Genomic DNA, 16,830 nt, shown 5'->3' with positions numbered 1-16,830 from the left:
ACCCGGCATTTTTGCTATGATCCCGCGCCATTAATGTAAATGCGCCGCCAACAACGACATCCGGAACTGACGCTATGACCGATCGTAATACCCGTCTGGAACAATTAAACCAAGCTCTGAAGGATCGCATCGTGATTCTTGATGGCGGCATGGGGACAATGATCCAGAATCAGAAGCTGGACGAACAGGCGTTCCGCGGAGATCGGTTTGCGGATTATCATCGTGAAATCCAGGGCAACAACGACCTGCTGAACCTCACTCAGCCTGCCCTTCTCCGCAATATCCACGCGGATTACCTGGATGCCGGCGCAGATATAATCGAAACCAATACCTTTAACTCTACTCGCTTGTCCCAGGCGGACTATGGTCTGGAAGACATTGCCAAAGAGTTGAACGTTGCCGGCGCCAGGCTTGCCCGGGAAATCGCCGACGAATTCACACGCAAAAACCCGAGCAAGCCGCGCTTTGTAGCCGGTGCTGTTGGCCCGACTTCCAGAACAGCTTCCATCTCTCCGGACGTGAATAACCCGGGATTCCGGAATGTCGATTTTCAGACACTTGTCGACAACTACTACGAAGCAGTCGAAGGCCTCGTCGAAGGTGGCTCTGACCTGATTCTCATCGAAACCATATTCGACACCCTGAACGCAAAAGCCGCCATTTACGCGACCCAGCAATACTTTGAAGACAGCGGCATCACACTGCCTATCATGATTTCCGGCACGATTACCGATGCCTCCGGCCGCACGCTCTCCGGTCAGACAACCGAGGCTTTCTGGAACTCGGTTGCCCACGCCAAGCCGATCTCCGTGGGCCTTAACTGTGCCCTGGGTGCTGACGCCCTGCGTCCCTATATCGAAGAACTGTCGAACAAAGCAGAATCCTACGTCAGTGCGCACCCCAATGCTGGTTTGCCCAACGAGTTCGGAGAATACGATCAAACGCCGGAAGAAATGGCCGAGATCATCAAAAGTTTTGCCCAGGACGGATTCCTCAACATCATCGGCGGTTGCTGCGGCTCACGCCCGGACCATATCGAGGCGATCGCGAAAGCCGTTGCTCCTTATGCCCCCCGAAAGATTCCTGAGCGTCCCAAAGCGCTTCGTCTTTCTGGCCTGGAGCCCTTCACCGGCGATGAAAACACCCTGTTTATCAACGTGGGTGAACGTACCAACGTTACTGGCTCCAAGCGTTTCCTGCGCCTGATCAAAGAGGAGCAGTACGAAGAGGCTCTCAGCGTTGCCCGGGACCAGGTTGAGAATGGCGCCCAGATCATCGATATCAATATGGATGAAGGCATGCTCGATTCAAAGGACGTCATGGTTACGTTCCTGAATCTGGTCGCCTCTGAGCCAGACATCTCCCGCGTTCCCGTTATGATCGACTCGTCAAAATGGGACGTAATCGAAGCGGGTCTTCGCTGCATCCAGGGCAAGGCTGTTGTGAATTCCATCAGCCTCAAGGAAGGCGAGGAAGAATTCATCAAACGGGCAAAAGACTGTATGCGCTATGGCGCAGCCGTCGTTGTTATGGCATTTGACGAACAGGGTCAGGCTGATACCTACGAGCGCAAGACAGAGATCTGTAAACGCTCTTACGACGTGCTCACCGGTATTGGCTTCAATCCGGCCGACATTATCTTCGATCCGAACATCTTCGCCATTGCAACCGGTATCGAAGAACATAACAACTACGCGGTGGATTTCATTAATGCCAGCCGCTGGATTCGTGAGAACCTGCCCCACGCATCAATTTCCGGTGGCGTGAGTAACGTTTCATTCTCGTTCCGTGGCAATGATGTAGTCCGTGAAGCTATCCACTCGGTGTTCCTGTATCACGCCATCAAGGCCGGAATGAACATGGGTATCGTGAATCCGGGCCAACTGGTGATATATGATGAGATTGACCCGGAACTGAAAGAGCTGGTAGAAGATGTCGTTCTGAACCGGAGAGACGACGCCACTGACCGTTTGCTTGAAATTGCGGAACGGTTCAAAGGACAGGGTGGCAAAACCCAGGAAGAAAATCTTGCCTGGCGTGAGTGGCCGGTTGAGAAGCGGCTTGAGCACGCCCTGGTTAAAGGAATCACCACCTACATCATTGAGGATACCGAAGCCTGCCGCCTGAACGCAGAGCGCCCGATTGAAGTTATCGAAGGGCCACTCATGGATGGCATGAACGTGGTCGGCGATCTCTTCGGTGACGGAAAAATGTTCTTGCCTCAGGTCGTAAAAAGCGCCCGGGTAATGAAGCAGGCTGTCGCCCACCTTATTCCGTTTATCGAGGCGGAAAAATCTGAAGGACAGGAAGCCAAAGGCAAAATCCTGATGGCAACGGTCAAGGGCGACGTGCATGACATTGGTAAAAACATTGTGGGCGTTGTGTTGCAGTGCAACAACTATGAAGTGATCGATCTCGGCGTTATGGTTCCCTGCGACAAGATCCTTGAAACCGCACGCAAAGAAAACGTGGACATCATCGGCCTTAGTGGCCTGATTACACCTTCTCTGGACGAGATGGTTCACGTCGCCCGGGAAATGCAACGGCTCGATATCAACCTTCCGCTTATGATCGGTGGTGCTACCACCTCCAAAGCACACACGGCGGTCAAGATTGAGCCCCAGTTCAAAAATGACATCGCCCTGTACGTATCGGACGCTTCGCGTTGCGTTAACGTCGCCTCCCAGCTTTTGAGCAAAACAGCAAAGCCAAAGCTGGTGGAAGCCACCCGCAAAGAATACGATGAAATCCGTGAGCGCCGTAAAAACCGTGGCGAACGAACCAAGCTGGTATCCCTTAAGGAAGCCCGTGAGCGCGCACCGGACATCGCATTTGAGGGCTATGATATTCCCAAACCTGCGTTTACCGGCGTACGCGCATTCGAAGAATATGACCTGAACGAGCTGGTCGACTACATCGACTGGACACCGTTCTTTATTTCCTGGGATATGTCAGGGAAATATCCCGCTATCTTTGATGACCCGAAACGGGGTGAAGCCGCACGCACGTTGTTCGATGACGCCCAGAAAATCCTGCGGCGCATGATCGATGAAAAGCGTGTAACAGCCCGTGCCGTTATCGGCTTCTGGCCGGCGAACCGTCGCGGCGATGATGTGGTTGTCTATACCGACGAATCGCGCTCTGAGGAACTGACTGTATTGCATCACTTGCGCCAGCAGGACGAAAAGGCGCCCGGAAAGGCCATGATGGCCCTCTCGGACTTCGTTTCTCCGGAAGGCGGCGCTGTTGACTATGTTGGCGGCTTTGCCGTGACGACTGGCATTGGTGCAGAAGAGTTTGCCCAGGAGTTCAAGGAAGCCCACGACGACTACAACTCGATCATGGTGAAAGCGCTGGCCGACCGCCTGGCCGAAGCTTTTGCAGAGCGGATGCATGAGCGTGTAAGACGCGAATTCTGGGCCTATGCACCAGACGAGGAACTGCAGAACGAAGACCTGATAAAGGAACGGTATCGAGGGATTCGCCCTGCCCCAGGCTACCCCGCGTGCCCGGACCATACAGAGAAGGCCACGCTGTTCAGTCTTCTGGATGCCACAAATAACACCGGTATCGAGCTAACCGAGCACTTCGCCATGTTCCCGACGGCTGCCGTGTCCGGATGGTATTTCTCCCACCCTGACGCCAAGTACTTCGCCGTTGGAAAAATTGGCGCCGATCAGGTTGAAGACTATGCTGAACGCAAGGGAATCTCGAAAGCGGAGGCCGAACGCTGGCTGGCACCAAGCCTGTCCTATGACCCCGCTGAGTAAACCGGGATTCGACGTGCAAACGTTCAGCGGGTAACAAGATGACAGATGTCTCGGATACCAATAAAAACAGCAACAAGCCCGGACCCCGACCTGGCATTCTGAAAATCATGCAAAGCGTACTTGCCGGCGCCCTTGGTGTTCAATCCAATCGGCGCCGGGAAGAAGACTTCTCGAGCCACAGTCCGTGGCCTTATATCGTGGCCGGTATTCTGTTTACCGCAATTTTTGTGGTGGGACTGATTGTGGTGGTCCAGATAGTTCTTGCCAATCAGTAGTGCCTACTGCCCCGACACCCACATCACGGCGAAAGCTACGACCAGAAAGACCAGCGACACTGCTGCGATGGCATCAACCTGACTGTCAGTGCGGGTAGAATTCTTTTTCATGAATATCACCTCGTTCACACGTTCCTGATATTGTTTTTGTGTCACATCCAGTTAAGTCCGCAAATTGACATTCGTCCAGCGCGACAGCCGATTGCTTATCGCCTGAGTCGATAAACATATTTTGAAATAATCATTTTAAGAATAAAAACGTGGTGTTATCCTGCCCCGCAGATATAAGGACCCGACCGTCGGGCCCTCAGAAACGGTTTCAGGTAGGACCTTCTTTATGTACGTATACGACGAGCACGATCGGCAGTTTGCTGTCGAACGGGTGGCACAGTTCCGTGACCAGACCGGACGGGCTTTGGCGGGAGAACTGGAAGAAGACGAATTTCTTCCCCTCCGCCTCCAGAATGGCCTCTATGTTCAGCGTCTAGCACCAATGCTCAGGATCGCCGTGCCTTATGGCATGATGCGTTCCGCCCAGCTTCGCCGTCTGGCCCGCATTACCCGCGATTACGATAAGGGCTATGCGCATTTCACTACTCGCCAGAACGTACAACTCAACTGGCCGGAGCTGAAGGATGTTCCCGACATCCTTGCAGAGCTTGCAGAAGTTGAAATGCACGCAAACCAGACCAGTGGTAACTGCATCCGGAACACAACCACTGACCAGTTTTCCGGCGTCCAGGCTGATGAACTGGTTGATCCCCGGCCATACTGCGAGATCATCCGTCAGTGGTCCACATTCCATCCGGAATTCGCTTTCCTGCCACGGAAATTCAAAATTGCGGTAAATTCTTCCGAGAAAACCGATCGAGCTGCCATTCAGGTGCACGACATCGGACTGCAGATTGTCCGCAACGAAGCTGGCGAACTCGGGTTCAAAGTCCACGTTGGCGGCGGGCTTGGCCGTACTCCGATGGTATCCCCGGTCATTCGTGAATTCCTGCCGGAACTGGATCTTCTAACCTATCTTGAGGCTGTTCTTCGGGTCTACAACCGTTACGGCCGCCGTGATAACAAGTTCAAGGCACGTATCAAGATCCTGGTGAAGGCGCTTACCCCTGCAGCCTTTGCCGAGAAGGTTGAAGCCGAGTGGGCCCATATCAAGGATTCCCCAACTCGACTCACCCATGACGCGATCGAGCGCATTCAGGCTTATTTCACCGAACCTGACTATGCGACGCTGAATAACGCAACTGACCTGCTCGCGGAACAACGCTTCGAGAACCGTCAGTTTGACCAATGGCTGACCCACAACGTGGACAACCACAAGAAACCGGGTTATGCCATCGTTACACTGACCATGAAAAAGACTGGCATCCCGCCGGGCGATGTCACTGACCGTCAGCTTGAACAAATTGCCGATCTGGCAGATAACTATAGCTTCGGCGAAGTTCGGGTGACCCACCAGCAAAACGTGGTTCTGGCAGACGTTCGCCAGGATCAGTTGTTCGAGCTCTGGCAAGCCATCACTCCGATGGGCTTCGCTACAGCCAACCTGAACATGCTGACCGACATTATCTGCTGCCCTGGCGGCGACTACTGCGCCCTGGCAAATGCCAAGTCAATCCCGGTCGCCGAGGCGATCCAGCGTCGTTTTGATGACCTGGACTACCTTTATGACCTGGGCGCCATTGACCTCAATATCTCCGGCTGTATGAATGCCTGCGGCCACCACCACGTTGGTAACATCGGTGTTCTGGGTGTCGACAAGAAAGGTGAAGAGTTCTATCAGATCAGCCTGGGCGGCTCGTCTCACCATGACGCCTCTATCGGCAAGATTCTTGGCCCGTCCTTCGCCCAGGAAGATATGCCCGATGTGGTCTCAAAAATTATCGATGTCTACGTAGAGAAGCGCACCGAAGAGGAGTCTTTCCTGGAGACGTATCGCCGCGTGGGTATCGAACCTTTCAAGGAGCGGGTTTATGCCTGATTTAATTACTCTGGATGGCAGCATCCGCAATGATGACTGGGCTGTCGTGCCCCGCCCCGCTGACGGCGATTCCCTGGCTGTGCCTGAGGGGCAGCGTTCACTGATTCCAGCGGACCTGTGGCTCGCCGGACACGAGCATTATGCCGGCCGTGAGGATATTGGTGTATGGTTTGACAGCCACGAAGAACCTGAAGTGCTTGCGGGCAAGGTTAATGAGCTGCCAGTGATTGCAGTGAATTTTCCGAAGTTCAGCGATGGCCGGGGCTACAGCATTGCCCGGTTATTGAGGGAGCGTTTTGGCTACAACAATGAGCTGCGCGCCATTGGCGATGTTCTTCTGGACCAGTTGCAGTTCATGAAGCGCTGTGGCTTTGATACCTTTGCGCTGCGAGAAGACAAGGACATTACCAAGGCTGCGAAGTGTCTGAACTTCTTTAGCCAGGGCTATCAGGCTGCTACCGATACTGATGAGCCTTTGTTCCGTCGTCGGGCTTCCTGACACGGTATACGAAAGAAGGGCTTCTACCCGTCAAAACTGTGCGTAGCCATGGATGGCGAAGCTCAAGCGTACACATGGATGTGCCTGAGCGGGTTTTGACGGGTAGAAGCCCTTCTCTCTATCCAGACGATTTATTTAGCCGGCTTTATTTTCGGCTACAGCGTGTGATCCAGAACGATTTTTCCGGATGACTCGCCTTTCAGAAACGCTTTCAAAGCACGATCCAGCTCTGCCCTTCCAATATCCTTCGCCGAGGCTTCGGTTTTCTCACAGGCCCAGTCAGACGCGAACTTTTCCCAAACTGCCGCTTTGGCTTCCAGCGGGATTTCAACCGAATCGACGCCCAACAGGTTCACACCCCTGAGGATGAACGGAAGTACCGTAGTTTGAAGTGCCGGGCCGGCGACAAGGCCACAGCAGGAGACGGATCCACTGTGCTGAACCTGCTTGAGCAGTTCCGCCAATGGCGCTCCACCCACCGTATCGACGGCATTCGCATAGACCGGTTTGGCTAATGGCTTTTTATCTTCGGCAAGCGCTTCGCGGCCGACAACCTCAGATGCTCCCAACGCCTTCAGGCTTTCTGCATGAGAGGCCTTGCCGCTGATGGCAACCACGTCGAAGCCGAGCTTGCTGAGGAGCTCTACGGCCACTGAGCCGACGGCACCCGAAGCGCCGGTAACCGCAACCTTACCCTGCTCCGGTTTCGCTCCCATGGTCAGCAATTTCTGCACACACAAGCCAGCTGTGAGCCCGGCTGTACCGTAGATCATTGCAGTACGGGCATTCCATCCCGACGGCATCGGGATGCACCAGGATGCCGGTACACGGATGTATTCGCCAAATCCGCCGTCCGTGTTCATGCCCAGATCATACCCGGTAACAATGACGGCCTGGCCGGCAGGCAGTGTCGCATTTGCCGATTCGACAACTTCGCCAGCGGCATCAATACCCGGCGTGTGGGGAAATACCCGGGTAACACCTTTGTTCCCTGATGCTGAGAGTGCGTCTTTATAGTTCAGCGACGAATGTGACACCCGGATTAACACATCACCTTCGGGCAGGTCTGCTGTGTTGAGTGTCATTTCACCGCCTACGTACGCGCCATCGTTTTCTTGAACACGCCAGGCCTGGAATTCGGTATTGATTGTCATAGTTGTATCCCGTTTCCTGTCCGTTACTGAATTTTCTGGTTCCGGAAGGCGCTCAGCACCCGCCATACGGTTTGCTCCATCGCTACGCTGGCTGCCAGCCCGAGTCTTTCAGGCAGGGTGCGTTTACGCTGGTAGGCTACTGACACTACATCCGCCCTATCGCAAGCCTCAATCAGATATTCGTCGGAGGTCTTGATTTCATCGATCAATTTTACGTCCAGCGCACGCTTGCCAAACCAGATATCGCCATTGGCAACCTTGGCAATATCAACATCAGGACGTCTTTCGCTGACGTACTCCTTGAACAACACATGAGTATCTTCAAGATCTTCCAGGAACTTCTGGCGGCCTTTGTCGGTATTCTCACCAAAGACTGTCATGGTGCGCTTATGCTCCCCCGCGGTAAGCACTTCAAAATCCACGTCGTTTTTCTTTAGCAGACGATGAAAATTGGGCAACTGGGCAACAACGCCGATGGATCCGAGGATTGCGAAGGGGGATGCGATGATGCGGTCTGCGACACAGGCCATCATGTATCCACCACTGGCAGCGACCTTGTCAACACAGGCAGTCAGCGGGATGCCTCTACTACGAATCCGGTCAAGCTGGGCCGATGCCAGGCCATAGGCATGAACCAGACCGCCGCCGCTTTCAAGACGGATAACCACTTCATCACGCTCGGGGTCTGCAACGCTAAGCACTGCAGTGATGCTGCGGCGAAGAGGATCTGTATCAGACGCCTTGATGTCACCATCGAAGTCGAGAACGAAGATACGGGATCTGGGCGCTTCGCTGGTTTCCGCATCCGGCTTCTTGGCCTTGGAGGCCTTTTTTTCGGCTTTCTTTTCCTTTTTCTGATTCTTCTCAAATGCCTTGCGCTCAGCGTCCGTCATCAGTCTGGCCTGAATTGCCTCCTTTAGCTTCTTATAGTGCTCATTGAGCTTGCGGATTTTCAGTTCGCCTTCACCTTCGTGATCGTCACGGTCTCTCTGCGCTGATGAGACAATGATCGAAATCACAATTACAACGGCCACTACAAAAGTGACCACTTTGGCCAGAAACAATCCGTAGTCAGTCAGAAACTCCAAAATGCATCTCCAGGTCGTTATGGAAAGTCGTGAGTGTAACTCAGCGAATCTTCAGTGATAAGAAGATCAAAAAATTAAAACAAGCGTTCGATCGAGCTTGACAGGATTACCGACTAACCATAAAGTCGGATTGCGAGGTCGGCACCGCCAGGCTTCCGAACAGGCTCCGGCAGTCTTGGACAGCAAAGCCGTCACAACATGACACGATAACCACCAAAAGGGTAAGACAATGTCTGTAGCTCAGGTATTTGAAAAGTTCGAACAGAATTTTAACGCAGACGCCGCACAAGGCCTGGATCTGGTGTTCCAGTTCGATATCGAAGACGATAAAACCTACCATCTGGTCATCAACGATGGCACCTGCAAGATGCACGAAGGCGCTAACGATGATCCGTCCGTTACCCTGATCATGAACTCCGAGACCCTGAACGGCATCGTTTCCGGTGAAACCGACGGTATGCAAGCCTTTATGGCAGGCCAGCTGCGCGCTGAAGGCGACATGATGCTGGCAACAAAACTTGGTGAACTGTTCAACGTGGGCTGAGTTTTCCCTCACGGAACAGACGTAAAAAAACCTGCGTACAGCGCAGGTTTTTTTATCACTCCCCCAACTCGGGTTATTCATCCCAAAAACGCACCGCTTGCCTTGCCTGTTCGTTCATAGGCACCGCGACCAATCCCGATGCGGACAAGCGGATATCAAACACAGCTCCGTCCCGCATTGGCATAAAAGTGGCGTTGCCGTAGATCCCTTCGACAAACGGCAAATCAAACTCCTGCTCCAGCGCCCAGAGATCAGGCCAATCTCCGTCTGAGAGCCCTATAACCGTACGAGGCGCGCTCCGTTCGCGCTCCAGCGACATATACCGACCAGACAGACGCTCCAGCCGATAGCCCGGAGCCACGCCTAGCCACCGCAATGGCCCGGAAAAACGGATTATTCGAGCATCAACCTGCCACTGATCACCGCGAACCGTTTGGATGAGCGGATTCCCTTCTGCAGGCTCAAGGGTCACCCGCCAGATTTCGTCACCCTGTTTACGGGTACCGATACTGGCGACCGTCTGCATCCCCGACAGGGACTGGTAGCCAGCCACGTTCACTGCAATCGCAAGGGTATAGAGCCCAGCCAGAAGGATACCGAAAACCAGCATCCCTTTGAGCCAGCCAAGTAGCCAGCGGGGACGAAGAAAAAAGAGCAGGCTCGCAATGACCAGGGTTGCGCCCAGCGCAGTCAGTACGATGGTCGCCAGTTCCCGGGACATCCCTAGAGGCCTACATCATCCAGAGAACTGACCGCAAGCTTCAAAAGATCAGCATTCTTTTCTTCCCGCTTGCCAATACTTTCTATGTAATATTCCAGCGATGTAAGAGCGTCAGCAAGGGCTTCCAGAACCTGCCTGGACGGCGCGTCACGCTCATCCAGCAGGCGCTCCTGAATGGAACCAGCCACCCGCTGGAGCACATCAGCTGCCTGCGGATCACCAACGATCTGCAATCCGCCCCAAATACTGTGGAGCGTCGCGGGCAGATTGGCCAGGTGGAGCTTGTCGTAGTCAGATTCGATGAACGCGGTAATCGCCCGCTTTGCCAGGGTCAACGCGCTACGAGCCTCGTCAGCAACTACAAACAGCGCTTCCTGCAGATACAGAGACTCATCCCGTTCCCGGTGGCCACTGGCCAGGGCGTCGGTTTCGGATGTTATTCCACGGGTAACAATCTGCATGATGGCATCTTCGACACTCAGCACCGAGTCTGCCAACCGGTACAGCTCTTCGTCGCCAGGCAGGCGCGCTTCGCTTTCCCATACCCGCAGTTTGGCCGCTTCTTCCCTGGATATAGCAGCAAGCTTGTTCAGATCCAGCATGACCAAGGTATTGGCAAGACGTTCGAGAGCCTCGGCAATGGATGCCAATTCAGCGAGATCCGGCTCAATGCCACGCTCGATAATATCGAGCTTGTCTTTTAACTGGTTAAGTTCTTCCTGCAAAGCCTCCGACAGCGAACGCAGCACATCGGTGCCCGGACCGTAGAGACGACGGGCGTGGGCATCAAGCATGGCATCCGGGAATTCTGCCGGCGTAAGGTTGAATGCAGACAGCACCTCGGTAACTTCCGGATTAGCAGACCCACTGCGATACAGAATGTACACGAGATCCCTGATCAGGGAATCAGGGGCATCCTTGGCCGCAGCAACCTTACCAACATAAACCAGTTCACGGGCGTACTTCTCGATACGCATGAACATGCGTTTGCGAGCTTTACCGATCACCATAGTACGATCAAGCATCGCCTCGGCAACGGTGGCGACCAAGCACCACATCTGGCCCATCGGAGCGTCCTGGCACAGACGGGCAAGCCCACGCGCCGAACGACCAATCAGCTTTTTGCTGACCACTTCGTTCCTGTCTCTGAGCATCCCAAGCAATGCCACCTGAAAGGTCAGGCGCATTCTGCGGGCCACAATCTCGTATTCGCTCTCGTCGCCTTCAAAGACTGGCACAGCAACGCTACGACAGAAATCGGGCCGTTCCTTGACGTCGACATCGAAGAAACAGGATTCAGGATAAGGCTTTTCTTTACGGGCTTCCCGCAGATCATTGATCACGGGCAACAGAAGCTCCGGGTGATCGGCTCGCTGCTGATGGTAATACTCAACGTATCGACGGAGAATGAACAAGGCACTGTTCAGAGTGGTTAACAGGATGTTTTTGTCATCGTTGGCGCCAACAGGAACGTCGTTCGCCATGGTGACCGCTTCCTGACATAGCAGGGTTCCACCCCGAAGCTCCACGAGTACGAAGATACCTCGGAGCTGGTTAAGGTAGTCCACGCAGTTCTGGAGATCTTCGCCACTCTCACGATTCTCCTGAAAGCGTTCAAGGCTGGATTCTGCCTGTTTGATGGTCTGTTCAATTTCACCCTTGACCAGATCAAACGACTGCGATTTCGTCGCTAGAGACGATTGAACCATAAACGCTTCCTGTTAACTTTGCGGAGACTACCGCGTCCTCTTAATGACTGCAGTCCGCCCAAGGGGCGAGCGGACTTTTTTGTTATGCACCGGACCAATCCTACCCGGCAGAGGTTCACCTTTACAAAACGTGGTCGTAAAAAACTGGCGAACTTATCATTACTTATAACATAAAACTCAAGTACCTCAAGAAAGCCGGAATGTAACATTTGGTACAGGCCGACTCAGTTCTCATTCCTGCGCCTGTAAGCGTCCCCACACTGTTTCACCGGCCTGCTTTTCCAGCATCGCCATGAACTCTTCATGGGCGCCCGACTCTTCATCCGTTGGACGAACAACCGCAAGCGGTGATCTATCTCCGGTCAGGCGCCTGATTCCTCCTGCGGCCCCACCCTCTTCCGACCCTGCATCCAGGGAAAGCGCCGTCTGCCCACCGGTCAGAAGGAGATAAACGTCCGCCAGGATTTCAGCATCAAGCAGTGCTCCGTGAAGCTCCCGGCTGCTGTTATCAACGCCATACCGTTTACACAACGCGTCGAGATTATTTTTCTGGCCCGGATGTTTGGCGCGCGCAATTGCAAGGGAGTCGACGATACCGCAATGGTCAGCCGTTTTTCGGACAGGCTTGAGACGGGCAAATTCCGAATCCATGAAGCCCACGTCGAACGCCGCGTTATGGATGACAAGCTCCGCTCCTTTGATGAATTCAAAGAACTCGTCAGCAACTTCAGCAAACTTCGGTTTGTCCGCCAGAAATTCGTTCGTGATGCCGTGTACGGTAATGGCTTCCGCCTCAACTTCCCGTTCCGGGTTGACGTACACGTGGTAGTGGCGACCGGTCAGCTGCCGTTCGATCACCTCAACGCAACCGATTTCGATGATCCGGTGGCCTTCGTTCGGGTCGATACCCGTGGTTTCAGTATCCAGTACTATCTGTCTCATAACTTACTCATCAGCCTTTCGGACATTCATGCATTGGCGAGTTCGGAAACGCCGAGGTTCGCCAACTCATCCGCCAGCTCGTTATCGGGAACACCTGCATGGCCTTTTACCCAGTGCCAGTTTACCTGATGGCGGGCCACTTCAGTGTCCAGCTCACGCCAAAGATCAGCATTTTTGACGGGCTTTTTTGCTGCAGTTTTCCAGCCGTTGCGTTTCCATCCAGCGAGCCATTCCGTTATGCCTTTGCGCACGTACTGGGAATCGGTATAAAGCTCCACCTGGCACGACCGTTTGAGTGCTGCAAGCCCCTTTATTGCCGCCATCAACTCCATTCTGTTGTTGGTGGTATCAGCCTCTCCGCCGTGAAGGGTCTTTTTTGCATCACCATAACGCAGGACCACCCCCCATCCGCCGGGACCGGGATTCCCCTTGCACGCCCCGTCGGTATATAGAACCACCTTGCCAGACATTGAAACTCCTGATATTCGATGACTTCACGTTGATTCAGTTGCGGGATTGCTGACGAGCACAACCCCGAGAGGCCCCTACAGCACCGGCACCAGGCATGGCAATCACGTTTTTCCGCCACACAGGCCGCTTCGGTATACCGGCGGCTACCCGCTTTCTCGCAAGGATACAGTAATAAGCGCCCACGGGCAGGAATGGGTTCTGGGAGAGTCTGTTATCAATGCGGCTTCGACGCTTCCGCCCGCTACGCTGGAGTGGCAGACGGAAAAACCGGGTAGTTGAAGCTTCTATATTGAAACCCAGCAAGTGGAGCCAGTCTTCCATCCGCCCCCGCAACAGGAATCTTCCGCCCCAAGGTCCTTCATGGTGTCTGGACACCAGCCGCCTCACGCCCCAGAGGCTGAGTGGATTCAGCCCCATCAGCACGATATTGCCTTCACCTCGTAATACCCGGGCAGCCTCCCGAAGTACTTCGTGGGGATATTCGGAAAAGTCCGCGGTATGGTGCAGTACCACCAAATCCATGGAATCACCGGGAAATGGCAGCTCATCAGCATCACAAACCGCAACCCCCTCGGGAATATGAGGATACCAACGGGGCGTGGTGATGATTTTCTGGACAAAATCCGTGCTGGTAGCCAGCGGCAACCTGTGGCTGATGCCCACCTGCAACTGGCGGGCGCCGGTCAACGCAGCCAATTCGCGGTCCAGCATATTGCGTTGATCCGCCAGCAACGAACGGCCTAACGGCGTCTGGAACCAGCGCTCAAAGCTTTCATGGCGTGCGGGATAATCAATAGCGTCAGTGTGTTTCACTCCTGGCGACCCCGGTTAGCGTGCATTCGTATGATCTGAGCGGGCAGACAGTCAGATGCCCCGTTTCTATGCTGCGGTTCGATGTTCTATCATATCAGCCACACTCCCAGAACAGCTACAGGGGCACATATGCTGACCATCACCGCTATCCCGGCCTTCTCCGACAATTACATCTGGTGCCTGACGGACTCACAAACATCGCAAGCACTGGTGGTTGATCCTGGGCAAGCCGAGCCGGTGATTAATTATTTGCTGGCCAACAACCTCACCCTCGATACCATTTTGATCACCCATCACCACCCGGATCACGTAGGTGGAGTTAAATCGCTTCTGGATAAATGGCCCGAGTGCCGCATAGTCGGACCTGCAGACTCACCTTTCAAAGGTTCTACGGAAGCCGTACTACCGGGCGACACTCTGACATGGGGAGACCTGACTTTTGAAGTTCATGGCGTGCCGGGCCATACCCTCGATCATATTGCGTATTTCAGCAGCGAGAGCGTAAACGGCCGCCCCGTGCTTTTCTGCGGTGACACGCTTTTCGTAAGCGGCTGTGGCCGACTGTTTGAAGGCACGCCCTCTCAGATGCGCCATTCTCTGGATACGATTCGCTCTCTTCCTGAGCAAACAGCCGTCTACTGTGCCCATGAATACACGCTGGCCAATCTCCGGTTTGCCCGGGATTTACTGCCTGGTGATTTGGATCTCGCAGCATTTGAACAGCAATGCGCGGCTGACCGGGATGCGGGCAAGCCAACGGTACCTTCGACCATCGGCACCGAGCGAAAGCTGAACCCTTTTCTACGCTGGGATGACCCGATGGTAATCGAAGCCGCAAAACGCTATTGCCAGCAGGCTGGACTGCCTTCGGAAACGGAAGACGACATCTTTGCTGCCATTCGCCACGGAAAGGACCATTTCTGATCGGTTAACAATTCCTCTCACGGCCGTAACGAGAGGTTTCTTGACCCTCCCAAAACGGGGCCCTTAGAATCGTTACAAGTTTGTGACCGTAAGCCTATAAATCTGCCGGCATTTTACACACAAGCCGGCAAAACCTTACTACCGGAATGACGATATGTCGGTCAGACGTTTTTCTCTGCTGGTGTTCACTGGCACCCTCATCAGCGGATGCAGTGCCGCTCCGCAACAAGATTCTTTCTGGAGCTCGCCTTCTACCTGGTTTCAGGCATCGGACGCTGACACTAACCCGCTGGATTCGGACCAGGTTACTGTCGCCACCGGCGACGACGAACTCAAGCAGTCGTTGGAGACAAATGGCGGTGATGACCTTAACCGTCCCCTGGACGATGCGATTTCTCCAGAGCTGCAGGCCACCGCCCGAGAGGCCCGCGATTCACTGAATACGCCCTACCCACAGGATCAGGCCGATAACCCCGAAGATTCTGACCTCTGGCAACGTCTCAGGGCGGGGTTTGCACTCGACCACAGTATCGATAATGAGCGTGTCCGGGATCAGCTAAATTGGTACTCGACACACCCGAAATACATTAATCGCGTAGTCGATCGCGGCACCCGTTACCTGCAGTACATCATTTCAGAAACTGAAAAGCGGGGCTTGCCCACAGAGTTCGCACTGCTACCGGTGGTAGAAAGTGCCTTTGACCCGTTCGCATACTCCCACGGGCGGGCCGCTGGTCTGTGGCAATTCATTCCGTCAACCGGCAAGTACTTCGGGTTAACCCAGAGTTGGTGGCATGACGATCGTCGCGATGTCGTCGCAGCAACGGACGCGGCACTCACCTATCTCGAACGCCTCGCCAACCGGTTTGATGGCGACTACACCCTTGCTCTGGCTGCGTACAACAGCGGTGGCGGAACAGTATCCAGCGCCATGCGCAGAAATCGTAAGGCCAACCGGCCGCAAGATTTCTGGTCGCTACAGCTACCCCAGGAAACCCGCCACTACGTACCGAAGCTCATTGCTCTGGCCAAGATTTTCGATAACCCCGAAGCCTATGGTATCGAACTTCCGCCTCTGGATGACGAGCCCTATTTTGAAGTTGTTAACACCGGATCCCAGCTGGATCTCGCTCAGGCAGCAAAGCTCGCACAGGTCGATATTGACGAAATTTATCTGCTGAACCCGTCCTATAACCGCTGGGCCACAAATCCGGACGGCCCTCACCGGCTGTTGGTTCCACGGAGCAACGCTGAGACTTTCCGTAATGCGCTTACGGAAATTCCCCCATCCCAGAGAGTCTCCTGGCAAAACTATAAGGTTCAGTCCGGTGACAGCCTGATCAGAATTGCCCAAAAATTTTCGACCACGCCTTCCGTCATACGCCAGGTGAACAAGCTCAATGGCGATATGATCCGGATCGGCCAGCGCCTGATGATTCCTTCCGCAAGCCAGGGCTCCGATACCTATGCCCTTAGCGCCTCCCAGAGGCTGGAGCGCAAACAGGACCGACAGCGTAACGGCGCAAAAGTCCGTTACACCGTCCGCCGGGGTGACACCTTCTGGGATATCGCACGGGAGCATCGCGTTACGGTAAGGGAAGTTGCCGCCTGGAACAGCATGGCACCCGGTGACCCGCTGATCCCCGGAAAGGAACTGGTGATCTGGTCAAAAAGCTCACAGCCTACGGTGGTAGCCAGCAACAGCGTACGCGGTAAGGCAATGGTGAGAAAGGTCGGCTACCGGGTTCGCAAGGGCGATTCCCTCTCCACCATTGCCAGTCGTTTTTCGGTGAATGTGCGCGACATCGCAAGTTGGAATGACCTCAATACAGCCCGTTATCTGCAACCAGGGCAAAGTCTGGTACTCTACGTGGACATACGGAATAGTCCCTGACTGGTTTGAAGCATTCACTGGAACTTTCCGCAACGA

At 54.3% G+C, this 16,830-nt stretch carries 14 protein-coding genes; 7 read left to right on the top strand and 7 right to left on the bottom strand.

Translation table 11 applies throughout. From position 1 onward, the window contains the following. The first annotated feature begins 74 nt into the window (after positions 1–74). The 4 genes from metH (at position 75) to FWJ25_RS07215 (ending at position 6,534) form a co-directional block, all read left to right on the top strand. Positions 75–3,770 carry a methionine synthase gene (gene metH, locus FWJ25_RS07230; RefSeq protein ID WP_149599576.1) on the top strand — a complete coding sequence of 1,232 codons (3,696 nt, stop codon included), beginning with the start codon at positions 75–77 and terminating at the stop codon, positions 3,768–3,770. 38 nt (positions 3,771–3,808) lie between these two features. After that, positions 3,809–4,045, top strand: coding sequence for a DUF2970 domain-containing protein (locus FWJ25_RS07225; protein WP_149599575.1), 237 nt, complete (start codon positions 3,809–3,811; stop codon positions 4,043–4,045). 337 nt (positions 4,046–4,382) lie between these two features. Next, positions 4,383–6,035 (top strand): nitrite/sulfite reductase, encoded by a 1,653-nt coding sequence (locus FWJ25_RS07220; protein ID WP_149599574.1) that lies wholly within the window; start codon positions 4,383–4,385, stop codon positions 6,033–6,035. Further along, complete coding sequence (locus FWJ25_RS07215; protein WP_149599573.1) at positions 6,028–6,534, top strand: DUF934 domain-containing protein; 507 nt, start codon at positions 6,028–6,030, stop codon at positions 6,532–6,534. The genes FWJ25_RS07220 and FWJ25_RS07215 overlap by 8 nt, the downstream gene beginning before the upstream one ends. Before the next feature lie 155 nt (positions 6,535–6,689). On the opposite strand, the gene FWJ25_RS07210 is transcribed toward FWJ25_RS07215, so the two are convergent. Together FWJ25_RS07210 and sohB are read right to left on the bottom strand one after the other, a co-directional pair. Beyond that, on the bottom strand, positions 6,690–7,688 hold the full coding sequence (locus tag FWJ25_RS07210) for a YhdH/YhfP family quinone oxidoreductase (RefSeq protein WP_149599572.1): 999 nt from the start codon (positions 7,686–7,688) through the stop codon (positions 6,690–6,692). Positions 7,689–7,711: 23 nt separating this feature from the next. Then, positions 7,712–8,776, bottom strand: a complete 1,065-nt coding sequence (sohB, locus tag FWJ25_RS07205; RefSeq protein WP_149599571.1) for a protease SohB — start codon at positions 8,774–8,776, stop codon at positions 7,712–7,714. 229 nt (positions 8,777–9,005) lie between these two features. Here sohB and FWJ25_RS07200 point away from each other — a divergent pair, with 229 nt between their 5' ends. Further along, a complete protein-coding gene (locus FWJ25_RS07200; protein ID WP_149599570.1) occupies positions 9,006–9,320 on the top strand; it encodes an SCP2 sterol-binding domain-containing protein in 315 nt (104 codons plus the stop codon). A 73-nt stretch (positions 9,321–9,393) separates the two neighbouring features. On the opposite strand, the gene FWJ25_RS07195 is transcribed toward FWJ25_RS07200, so the two are convergent. The 5 genes from FWJ25_RS07195 to FWJ25_RS07175 all read right to left on the bottom strand — a co-directional run bounded on the left by FWJ25_RS07195 (position 9,394) and on the right by FWJ25_RS07175 (position 13,976). After that, positions 9,394–10,041, bottom strand: a complete 648-nt coding sequence (locus FWJ25_RS07195) for a multidrug transporter (protein ID WP_149599569.1) — start codon at positions 10,039–10,041, stop codon at positions 9,394–9,396. 2 nt (positions 10,042–10,043) lie between these two features. Further along, positions 10,044–11,750 carry a FimL-related protein gene (locus FWJ25_RS07190; protein ID WP_149599568.1) on the bottom strand — a complete coding sequence of 569 codons (1,707 nt, stop codon included), beginning with the start codon at positions 11,748–11,750 and terminating at the stop codon, positions 10,044–10,046. A gap of 231 nt (positions 11,751–11,981) precedes the next feature. After that, complete coding sequence (dnaQ, locus tag FWJ25_RS07185; RefSeq protein WP_149599567.1) at positions 11,982–12,692, bottom strand: DNA polymerase III subunit epsilon; 711 nt, start codon at positions 12,690–12,692, stop codon at positions 11,982–11,984. Positions 12,693–12,718: 26 nt separating this feature from the next. After that, the gene (gene rnhA, locus FWJ25_RS07180; protein WP_149599566.1) at positions 12,719–13,162 is read right to left on the bottom strand and encodes a ribonuclease HI; all 444 of its coding nucleotides are present in this window, start codon (positions 13,160–13,162) and stop codon (positions 12,719–12,721) included. Positions 13,163–13,196: 34 nt separating this feature from the next. Further along, entirely contained in the window at positions 13,197–13,976 is a 780-nt protein-coding gene (locus tag FWJ25_RS07175; protein WP_149599565.1) for a class I SAM-dependent methyltransferase, read from the bottom strand. Positions 13,977–14,105: 129 nt separating this feature from the next. Between FWJ25_RS07175 and gloB the strand changes: the two genes are divergently transcribed. Together gloB and FWJ25_RS07165 are read left to right on the top strand one after the other, a co-directional pair. After that, positions 14,106–14,900, top strand: a complete 795-nt coding sequence (gene gloB, locus FWJ25_RS07170; RefSeq protein ID WP_149599564.1) for a hydroxyacylglutathione hydrolase — start codon at positions 14,106–14,108, stop codon at positions 14,898–14,900. A gap of 154 nt (positions 14,901–15,054) precedes the next feature. Then, positions 15,055–16,794: a lytic transglycosylase gene (locus FWJ25_RS07165; protein WP_149599563.1), complete on the top strand. Its 1,740-nt coding sequence runs from the start codon at positions 15,055–15,057 to the stop codon at positions 16,792–16,794. Positions 16,795–16,830: the final 36 nt, after the last annotated feature.

Origin of the sequence: Marinobacter salinexigens (assembly GCF_008370345.1) — a bacterium.
In the GTDB taxonomy this organism is placed as follows: domain Bacteria; phylum Pseudomonadota; class Gammaproteobacteria; order Pseudomonadales; family Oleiphilaceae; genus Marinobacter; species Marinobacter salinexigens.
The sequence above is the reverse complement of the archived record's forward strand: the minus strand, read 5'-3'. Positions and strand labels throughout refer to the sequence as shown.